At 69.9% G+C, this 10,021-nt stretch carries 9 protein-coding genes; 8 read left to right on the top strand and 1 reads right to left on the bottom strand.

Annotated elements, in window-relative coordinates:
• Nucleotides 1-102 precede the first annotated feature (102 nt).
• From GFH49_RS27100 to GFH49_RS27065, 8 genes are all read left to right on the top strand, one after another.
• A complete protein-coding gene (locus GFH49_RS27100) occupies nt 103-831 on the top strand; it encodes an NADH-quinone oxidoreductase subunit J family protein (protein WP_230396514.1) in 729 nt (242 codons plus the stop codon).
• Nucleotides 831-1,220, top strand: a complete 390-nt coding sequence (gene nuoK / locus GFH49_RS27095) for an NADH-quinone oxidoreductase subunit NuoK (protein ID WP_155058682.1) — start codon at nt 831-833, stop codon at nt 1,218-1,220. Before GFH49_RS27100 ends, nuoK begins: the two co-directional genes overlap by 1 nt.
• The gene (locus tag GFH49_RS27090) at nt 1,217-3,211 is read left to right on the top strand and encodes an NADH-quinone oxidoreductase subunit 5 family protein (RefSeq protein ID WP_155058681.1); all 1,995 of its coding nucleotides are present in this window, start codon (nt 1,217-1,219) and stop codon (nt 3,209-3,211) included. The genes nuoK and GFH49_RS27090 overlap by 4 nt, the downstream gene beginning before the upstream one ends.
• 6 nt (nt 3,212-3,217) lie before the next feature.
• Nucleotides 3,218-4,846 (top strand): complex I subunit 4 family protein, encoded by a 1,629-nt coding sequence (locus tag GFH49_RS27085; RefSeq protein ID WP_155058680.1) that lies wholly within the window; start codon nt 3,218-3,220, stop codon nt 4,844-4,846.
• Nucleotides 4,843-6,366 (top strand): NADH-quinone oxidoreductase subunit N, encoded by a 1,524-nt coding sequence (locus GFH49_RS27080; protein ID WP_155058679.1) that lies wholly within the window; start codon nt 4,843-4,845, stop codon nt 6,364-6,366. Before GFH49_RS27085 ends, GFH49_RS27080 begins: the two co-directional genes overlap by 4 nt.
• A gap of 194 nt (nt 6,367-6,560) precedes the next feature.
• Nucleotides 6,561-7,424, top strand: a complete 864-nt coding sequence (gene htpX, locus GFH49_RS27075; protein ID WP_155058678.1) for a zinc metalloprotease HtpX — start codon at nt 6,561-6,563, stop codon at nt 7,422-7,424.
• Nucleotides 7,421-7,816, top strand: a complete 396-nt coding sequence (locus GFH49_RS27070) for a YccF domain-containing protein (RefSeq protein ID WP_155058677.1) — start codon at nt 7,421-7,423, stop codon at nt 7,814-7,816. The genes htpX and GFH49_RS27070 overlap by 4 nt, the downstream gene beginning before the upstream one ends.
• A gap of 117 nt (nt 7,817-7,933) precedes the next feature.
• Nucleotides 7,934-8,494, top strand: a complete 561-nt coding sequence (locus GFH49_RS27065; protein ID WP_155058676.1) for an SMI1/KNR4 family protein — start codon at nt 7,934-7,936, stop codon at nt 8,492-8,494.
• 154 nt (nt 8,495-8,648) lie between these two features.
• Here GFH49_RS27065 and GFH49_RS27060 read toward each other — a convergent pair whose 3' ends face one another.
• A complete protein-coding gene (locus GFH49_RS27060; RefSeq protein ID WP_155058675.1) occupies nt 8,649-9,899 on the bottom strand; it encodes an APC family permease in 1,251 nt (416 codons plus the stop codon).
• Nucleotides 9,900-10,021 lie beyond the last annotated feature (122 nt).

The raw sequence follows: 10,021 nt of genomic DNA, 5'->3' as shown, positions 1-10,021 counted from the left end.
CACCGACCCGCAGGTCAGGCCATCGGATCCGCAGGCTAAGCCCACCGACCCGGGGGCCGCCGACCCGCAGACCAAGCCCACCGACCCACAAGGAGGCGAGTCGTGATCCTCGCCTCAGCTGCCGCGTCGGCGCACACCACGAACACCGTCGCCGCCGACACGCACGGCTTCCTCTCCCCGACCGGCGTCGAGATCGCCTTCCTCCTCGTCGGTGTGGTCACCTTCGGCGCCGCTCTGGTCACCGTCACCACCCGGCAACTGGTGCACGCCGCCCTGTGGCTGGTGGTGACCCTCGGTGGCCTCGCCGTCGAATACCTCCTGCTCACCGCCGAGTTCATCGCCTGGGTCCAGGTCCTCATCTACGTCGGCTCCGTCGTCGTCCTCCTTCTGTTCGGTCTGATGCTCACCAGGGCCCCCATCGGCCGCTCCCCGGACGCCGACTCCGGCAACCGCTGGGCCGCCCTCACCGTCGCCGTCGCCGCGGCGGCCGCCCTGGTCTGGGTCGTGGTCGACGCCTTCCGCACGACCTGGATCGACCTGGACGGCCCGGCCGCCGGCTCCACGGAGGCCACCGGAGCGAGCCTCTTCCAGAACTGGGTCCTCCCCTTCGAGGCCCTCTCCGTCCTCCTCCTCGCCGCCCTGGTCGGCGCGATCGTCCTCTCCCGCAAGGCCAAGGCGGACGCGGTGACCGGCGCGAAGACCCCGAACGCCTCGAAGACCCCGAGCGCCAAGGGAGCCGACCCAAGCGGGGGGACCCACAGCGGCACCGGTGCCGCCGGCGGCAGTGGAGCCGGCAACACGGACGGCTCCGACAAGGAAGGTGTCAGCTGATGCACCTCGCCTACCCCGCCGTACTCTCCGCTCTCCTCTTCTGCACCGGCCTGTACGGCGTCCTCGCCCGCCGCAACGCGATCCTGGTCCTGATGTCCGTCGAGCTGATGCTCAACGCCGTCAACCTCAATCTCGTCGCCTTCGACGTCTGGCTCAGCAGGACCGCCGAGGAGACCCTGCACTCCGGCCAGGCGCTGACCCTGTTCACCATCGCCATCGCCGCCGCCGAGATCGGCATCGGCCTGGCGATCGTCCTCGCCGTCCACCGCAACCGCGGCACCGCGGACATCGACAAGCTCCGCGACACCGCCGAGGGCCACGAGCCCGAGGGCCCCGAGACCGGTGGCCCGGCAGCTGGCGCGGCCGAGAAGGCTGAGGCCACCGCGTGACCACGACCACCCTCGCCGTCCTCGTCCCTCTCCTTCCCTTCCTGGGCGCGGCCGCCGGCCTGCTCCTCGGCCGCACCGCCCCCGGCTTCGTCCGCCCGCTCGCCGTCCTGCCGGCCCTCACCTCCCTCGTCCTGGCTGTGCTGGTCGCCGTGCGCCAGGGCGGTGACGAGGCCGTGAACGCGGCCACCGAACTCACCCCCACGGGCTCGATCCCGATCGAACTCGCCCTGCACATCGACGGCTTCGCCGCCCTCGTCGCCGTGCTGGTCGCCTTTGTCGCCTCCTGCGTGCAGATCTACTCGACGGGTTACCTGCGCGACGACCCGCGCTACCCCTCGTACGCCGCCCTCGTCTCCCTCTTCACCTCCGCGATGCTCCTCGTCGTCTACTCCGGCGACCTGATGGTGTTGCTGGTCGGCTGGGAGATCATGGGCATCTGCTCGTACTTCCTGGTCGGCCACTACTGGGAGACCCCGGAGGCCCGCGCCGCCTCCCTCAAGGCCTTCCTGGTGACCAAGCTCGGTGACGTCCCCTTCCTGATCGGCCTGTTCGCTCTGGCCACCGACGCCGGGTCGTTCCGGATCACCAAGGTCCTCGGTGCCGTGTCGACCGGCGCGCTCGACCATCCGACCCTGATCGCCCTGCTGCTCCTCGCCGGCGTCGCGGGCAAGTCGGCGCAGTTCCCACTGCACACCTGGCTCCCTGACGCGATGGCCGGCCCGACACCCGTCTCCGCGCTGATCCACGCCGCGACGATGGTCGCCGCCGGTGTCTACTTCATCGCCCGTCTCCTCCCTGTCTTCGAGGCCTCGCAGGCCGCGATGGTCGTCCTCGCCGTCATGGCCGCCGTCACGATGGCCGGCTCGGCGCTCGCCGCGCTCGCCCAGGACGACATCAAGCGCGTTTTCGCCTACTCGACGATCGGTCAGCTCGGCTACATGACCGGCGCCCTCGCCGTCGGCGACCGCGGAGCCGCCGTCTTCCACCTCCTCACGCACGGCGCCTTCAAGGCGCTGCTGTTCCTCGCGGCCGGCGTGATCATCCACGCCGCCGGTACCAACTCGCTCGCCGCCATGTCCCGTATGCGAGACCTGCGCGACCGCGTCCCGGACGCCTACTGGACGATGACCGTGGCCCTCCTCGCGCTCGCCGCGATCCCGCCCTTCAGCGGCTTCTTCTCCAAGGAGTCCGTCCTCGGCGCCGCGGAGCACATCACGACCGGCCACGCCGAGGGCGTCCCCGCCGCCGCGGGCTGGATCATCCTCGTCGCCGGCCTGCTGACGGCCCTGCTCACCGCCGCGTACGCGACGCGCCTGTGGCTGCTCGCCTTCCGCGGCCGGGGCGCCGAGGCCCCGGACCACGGCAGGCAGCCGCTCACCATGACCGTGGTGCTGTGGGTGCTCGCCGCCCCGTCACTCGCCATCGGCGGGCTGGCGTACCAGTCGCTGCCCGGCTGGTTCGGCGGCGACGACCTGACGCCGACCCTCACCACGTCCATCCTCGGCACGGGCCTCGCCGTCGTCGGCGGACTTGCCACCTACGGAGCCTGGCAGCGCACCACCGCACTGGCGGCGCGCGCCCCGCTCGGCGCGGTCGCGGCCCACCCCGAAGGCGACGCAGGACTGGTCGAGGCCGAGGCCATCGCAAGCCACGAGCCCGCCTACGGAGACGTGGCCTACGCGCCCGACCCCGCCGACCCCGGCCGCCTCCTGCTCGGGCCGCTCCACCGCCACGCGGCCGTCGGCTTCCACCTCGACGCCGTGTACTCGGCACTCTTCGTCCGCCCGGTCCGAGCCGGAGCCACCCTTGTCCGGTTCCTGGACCGTGAGGTCGTCGAGACCTACGTACGCGGTGCCGGCATCCTGCCCCGCTGGCTCGGTGCCGCCGTGCGACGGGCCCAGACCGGCAATGTGCAGACCTATGTGAGCGCGCTGCTCGCCGGCACCGTCGTCCTCGCGGTCGCCGCCGTCCTCGTCGCCACGGGAGCGTGAGCAGGCGTGATCGATATCAACGAGTCCGTGATGCAGTTCCTTCTGGCATTCGTCGTCGTCGGCCCGCTCCTCGGCGCGGCCGCCGCTCTCCTGCCCGCCCGCCCGTCACCCGACCACCACCCCTCAACGAGCCGCTTCGCGGCGCCCCTTCTCGTCACCGGGCTGAAGGGGAAGTCACCCGAGCAGGCCGTGCTGCGGCACGGTGTCACCGTGACCGGCGCCGTCCTCATCGCCGCGATCGTCCTCGCGCTCGGCTTCGACCACGACCAGCCGTCGAAGATGCAGGCGACGACCGACATCAGCTGGATCCCCGCACTCGACGTACGGATCCACCTCGGCATCGACGGCATTTCCCTCCCCCTTCTGGTTCTGACCGCGCTACTGACCTTCCTCTGCGCGCTCTACTCCTACTTCAAGATGCCTTCCGGGCCGACCCCGAAGGCGTTCGTCGCACTGCTGCTCGTCCTTGAGTCCGGCACCCTCGCGACCTTCGCCGTCCTCGATCTGCTGCTGTTCTTCCTCGCGTTCGAGATGGTGCTCATCCCGATGTACTTCCTCATCGCCCGCTGGGGCGGAGAGGGCCGGACCCAGGCGGCCTGGCGGTTCATCCTGTACACGCTGCTCGGATCCGTGGTCATGCTGCTCGGCCTGCTCCTGATCGGAATCGAAGCGGGCACATTCGACATGATGGCACTCGCCACTGACAACGGCCGGTCGCTGACCACATCCGTGCAGGTCATCGCCGTTTTGTCGATCGGGATCGGGCTCGCGGTCAAGACACCGATGTGGCCGCTGCACAGCTGGCTGCCGGACGCCCACACCGCCGCCCCGACCGTCGGCTCGGTCCTGCTGGCAGGCGTCCTACTGAAGATGGGTACGTACGGGTTCGTTCGAATTCTTCTGCCGATCACCCCTGACGGCTTCCGCACGTTCGCGCCGTACCTCGCCGCGTTCGCCGTCGTCGGGATCATCTACGGATCCCTGGCCTGCCTCGCCCTCGCCAAGCAGGGCGCGAAGGGCGATCTGAAACGCCTCATCGCCTACTCCTCCGTCGGCCACATGGGCTTCGTCCTGCTCGGCATCGCCACGATGACCCCGACCGGCGTGAACGGCGCCCTGTTCGCCAACATCGCCCACGGCCTGATCACCGGCCTCCTCTTCTTCCTGGTCGGCGCGCTGAAGGACCGCACGGGCACGACCGACCTCGACACCCTCGCCGAGAAGACCGGCGCCGCCCTCTACGCCAAGACGCCCCGCCTCGGCGGCCTGCTCGCCTTCGGCGCGGTCGCCTCGCTCGGGCTGCCGGGCCTCGCCGGATTCTGGGGCGAGATGCTCGCGCTGTTCGGCGCGTTCGACCCCGCCGACGACCTCAGCCGCCCCGCCTTCCTCACCTTCATGTCGATCGCCGCGTTCGGCACCCTGCTGACGGCCGCCTACCTGCTCGTCGTGGTCCGCCGCGTCTGCATGGGCGCGGTCCCGCAGGCGGCGCCGAAGCTCGCCGACGTCCAGAGCTATGAGTTCGCGGCCTGGACCCCGCTCGTCGCCCTCACCGTCGTCGCCGGGCTGTGGCCGAAGGCCCTCCTCGGCCTCACCGACCCGGCCGTGCAGCAGCTCCTCGCAGGAGGCACCCGATGAGCTCCCCGGCCCAGTCGTCGGCCGAGTCCCTCGTCCAGTCCGTCGACTGGCTCGCCATCGCGCCGCCCACCATCGCGGCAGTCGTCGGACTCGTCGTCCTCGTAGCCGACTTGTTCCTGGCCGATTCCCGCAAGGCACTGCTCGGGTGGGCGTCGGTCGCGGGCCTCGCCGCCTCGACCGCCCTGCTGCTGCCCCTCCTGGACGGCGACCGCAGCACCTTCTGCCTGACCGGTGCCCCGGACGTCTGCAGCTATACGGCCGACCGCTTCACCCTCGTCATCCAGTTCCTGGTCCTCGGCGGCGCCCTCCTGGCCGCCCTGCTGTCGGTGACCGCCCTGAAAGACGCCAACAAGGGACTCCCCGAAGGGGAGTTCTGGTTCCTGCTTCTCTCCTCCGCCGCCGGTGCCGCCCTGCTTCCCGCCTCCCGCGACCTGGCCACCCTCATCGTCGCCCTGGAAGTCGCCTCGCTGCCCGCCTTCGCCCTCGTCGGCCTCCGCCACGGCGACCGGAAGTCCTCCGAGGCGGCCCTGAAGTTCTTCCTGTCCTCGGTGACCGCGACCGCGGTCAGCCTCATGGGCATCAGCTTCGTGTACGCCTCAACCGGCACCCTCTACCTCACTCAGATCGCCGACCGCATCCAGGACGTCGACGGACAGTTCCACACCCTCGCCCAGACCGGCGTCGTCCTCACCCTCGTCGGCTTCGCCTTCAAGACCGCCGCCGTGCCCTTCCACTTCTGGGTGCCCGACACCTACATCGGAGCGCCCCTGCCGGTCGCCGCCTATCTGTCGGTCGTCGGCAAGGCCGTGGGCTTCTCGGGCCTGATCCTCGTCACGGTCATCGCACTGCCGTCGTACGCCGATGTCTGGGGTCCGGCCCTCGCCGCACTGGCCGCCCTGACCATGACCGTCGGCAACGTCGGCGCCCTGCGCCAGCAAGGCACGCGCGCGTACAGCGCCGTACGACTGCTCGCCTGGTCGTCCGTCGGCCAGGCCGGCTATCTGCTGGTGCCGATCGCCGCCGCCGCGTACTCCGACGACGCCGAGAAATCCATCGGCTCCACCGTCGCCTACGCCCTCATGTACGCCGCCGTGAACCTCGGAGCCTTCGCGGTGGCCGCACTGGTGGGCCGTACAAGATCCCTCAACCGCATCACCGACTACCGCGGCCTGTACGCGAAGAACCCCCTCTCCGCCCTCCTTCTGGCCTTCTTCCTGCTCTGCCTCGCCGGACTGCCCCCGGGCATCATCGGCCTCTTCGCCAAGGTCACCGTCTTCTCCGCGGCCGTCGACGCGGGCCTCGGCTGGCTCGCCGTGGTGATGGCCGTCAACGTCGTGATCGCGCTGTTCTACTACCTCCAGTGGACGACCCTGCTCTTCCGCGCTCCAGAGGGTGAGGCCGTCGAGCACCGGGTGCCGGCCCCCGTCACCGCAGCGATCACCATCACCGCGGTACTCGGCATCGCCCTCTCCGGGGCGCCCCAGCTGGTCCTGCGCTTCAGTGACACCGGCCTCTTCTGAGCGCAGGGAACTCACAGCGCAGGGCACCTCACCCGGACGGCCCACGCCCGCCGCCGCACGCACAAGGGAACTAGTCACCCTCGCCTGGCGTTGACCAGTACGGGAGGGTCCACTGGACGTGACACCACGGCACCAGTGGCATCGGATATCGACAAGCAAAGGGTTCCCCTGCCGCACCACTTGGAGGGCGTACCGTGCACCGCCGGCACAACGGGCTCAGAACCGCAGTACTCCTCGGGGGACTGTCGGCAATCATCATCGTCATCGGCAGCTTCTTCGGCCGTATGGGGCTCGTCGTCGCTGTCCTGATCGCTCTGGGAACCAACGCGTACGCGTACTGGAACAGCGACAAGCTCGCGCTACGCGCGATGCGCGCCCGCCCGGTGAGCGAGTTCGAAGCCCCCGCCCTGTACCGCATGGTCCGCGACCTCTCCACCCGGGCCCGCCAGCCCATGCCCCGGCTGTACATCTCCCCGACGGAGGCGCCCAACGCCTTCGCGACCGGCCGCAACCCGCGCAACGCGGCAGTGTGCTGCACCGAAGGCATCCTGCGCATCCTCGACGAGCGCGAACTGCGCGGCGTCATCGGCCACGAACTGAGCCATGTCTACAACCGCGACATCCTGATCTCGTCGGTCGCCGGCGCACTCGCCTCGGTGATCATGTTTCTGGTCAACTTCGCCTGGCTCATCCCGATCGGCCGCTCCGACGATGACGACGGCCCCGGCATCCTCGGCATGCTGCTGATCATGATCCTGGGGCCACTCGCCGCCACCCTCATCCAACTGGCCATCAGCCGCTCCAGGGAGTACGAGGCGGATGCGTCCGGCGCTCAGCTCGCCGGCGATCCCCTGGCCCTCGCCAGCGCCCTGCGCAAGCTTGAGACGGGCACCAAGCAGCTCCCGCTTCCGCCCGAGCCCAGGATCGAGACGGCGAGCCATATGATGATCGCGAACCCCTTCCGCCCCGGTCAGGGATTCTCCAAGATGTTCTCGACACATCCGCCGATGGCGGAACGCATCGCCCGGCTCGAAAAGATGGCAGGTCGATCGCAGTGAAGACAATCCTCAACGTCATCTGGCTCGTCCTGAGCGGTCTCTGGCTGTTCCTCGGCTACCTGCTCGCTGGCGTGCTGCTGTGCATCACGATCATCGGCATCCCGTTCGGCATCGCCGCGTTCCGTATCGGTGTCTACGCCCTGTGGCCCTTCGGGTACACCACGGTCGAGCGTCGCGACGCCGGTGCCCCCTCTTGCGTCGGCAACGTCCTGTGGCTGGTCCTCGCGGGCTGGTGGCTCGCCCTGGCCCACATCGTCACCGGCCTCGCCCTGTGCATCACGATCATCGGCATCCCGTTCGGCATCGCCAACTTCAAGCTCATCCCGGTGTCGCTGCTCCCGCTGGGCCGCGAGATCGTGCCGACGGACCAGCCGTTCTCGTCGCGTTGGTAGAGCACAGGCGGCAGTTGCCGGCTGCCATCCGGACCGCGGCCGACCGCCTGTTTTCCACAACCCTGCGGTTGTCCACAGCCTGGCCCGATTGTCAGTGGCGGCTTGCATCATGAACCCATGACCGAGATCGAGCAGTTGCTGACACGGGTGGCGGCCAAGGCACGCAACACCCGCCCGTGGGGCTGGATTTCACTCCCAGAGCCCGTGGACACGGCCACCCTTTCCCGCGCCGAGGCCGCCCTGGGCTTCTCCCTGCCCCCGCTGCTCGCCGAGCTCTACCTGCGGATAGGAGACGGCGGATTCGGCCCGGAGTACGGCCTGTTACCCCTCCTCGACCACCCTCCCGCCGGTGAGCCCGCCGCCGTCGAGCAGTACCTCGCCAACCGTGCTGCCGGCCGCAAGGATCTCAACTGGCCGTGGCCCGAAGGCGTCCTGCCGATATCCCACTGGGGCTGTGCGATGTACGCGTGCGTGGACTGCCGCGCCCCGGAAGCCACCGTCCTGCTCTTCGAGCCGAACGCCGACGACTGCGACCACGCCTGGTACGTGGACGCCCCCAGCCTCACGGGCTGGCTGCACGCCTGGGTGGAGGGCACGGGTTGGTACGCCGATATGCACGAAGAGCTGGAACTCGCTCCTTGGACCGACTTCCACATACGCACGGCACCTATGCCGTAACCCGACTGGCAAGACCGGGGTAGCGCCGCGCACGTACCTCCGGCCACCTGAAACCGCGCATGTACCCCTGGTCACCCAGGACCGCGCATGTACCCCAGTCACCCTGGACCGCGTAGGAACCGCGTAGGAACCTCCGTTCATCGAGACCGCGCACCTACCGCCCGGTCACCACCCACCGCCGCCGCACGCCATACGCCGCCACACCCACCGCCAGCACACCCGCACCCGCGACCACCGAAGCCACAGGCAACGCGAACGCCAGCACCACACACCCGAGCAGCCCGACCGCCGGTACCACCCGGGCCAAGGGAGCCGATGCAAGCGTCCAGGCCGAGGCGTTGGCCACCGCGTAGTAGACCAGCACACCGAAGGAGGAGAACCCGATAGCGCCGCGTACGTCCACCGTGGCGGCCAGGACCGCGACCACCGCGCCCACAGCAAGCTCCGCCCGGTGCGGTACATGGAAGCGTGGATGGACGGCTGCCAGCGCGCCGGGCAGATGCCGGTCCCGTGCCATCGCGAGCGTCGTACGCGAGACACCGAGGATCAGGGCGAGCAGCGAACCCAGCGCAGCCACGGCCGCACCCACCCGCACCAATGGCACCAGCCCTGAAACCCCCGCCGCCCGCACCGCGTCGGCCAGCGGCGCGTCGGCGTCGCCCAGACCGCCCGCTCCCAACACGGAAAGGACAGCCACCGCCACGCACACGTACACCACCAGCGCGATGCCCAGAGCCAGCGGGATGGCACGGGGGATGGTGCGCGCGGGATCCCGTACCTCCTCACCGAGGGTCGCGATCCGTGCGTACCCGGCGAACGCGAAGAACAGCAGACCGGCCGCCTGAAGCACCCCGCCCAGGCCACCGGAGGCCCCGATGTCCAGCCGCCCGGCGTCGGAGTCCCCGGACCCCAGGCACACGACCACCACGGAAGCGAGGACAGCCAGCACGACGGCCACGATCACCCGGGTCAGCCAGGCGGACTTCTGGACGCCGCCATAGTTCACCGCGGTCAGCGCGACCACGGCCGCGACCGCCACGGCGTGTGCCTGCTCCGGCCAGGCGTACGCGCCTACGGTGAGTGCCATCGCCGCACAGGACGCCGTCTTCCCGACCACGAACGACCAGCCCGCGAGATAACCCCAGAACTCCCCGAGCCGCTCGCGCCCGTACACATACGTGCCGCCCGAGGCGGGATACAGCGCGGCGAGCCGCGCCGACGACATGGCATTGCAGTAGGCGACCACGGCGGCGACGGCGAGCCCGAGCAGCAGCCCGGACCCGGCGGCGCGAGCGGCGGGCGCCAAGGCGGCGAAGATCCCGGCCCCGACCATCGAGCCCAGGCCGATGATCACGGCGTCTCCGACACCCAAGGTGCGCCGCAGTTCAGAGCCGGAAGGTGTCATGCACCGCACCCTACTGATCAGTGCAACCGCCGGGTGCCGTGGTGACGTCCTCCCAACCAACAAGGCGCGAACACACGCGCGAGCACAGCCGGCCCGTCGGGACCGAAGTCACAGTGCAGAGA

Origin of the sequence: Streptomyces blattellae (assembly GCF_009709555.1) — a bacterium.
Taxonomy (GTDB): domain Bacteria; phylum Actinomycetota; class Actinomycetes; order Streptomycetales; family Streptomycetaceae; genus Streptomyces; species Streptomyces blattellae.
The sequence above is the reverse complement of the archived record's forward strand: the minus strand, read 5'-3'. Positions and strand labels throughout refer to the sequence as shown.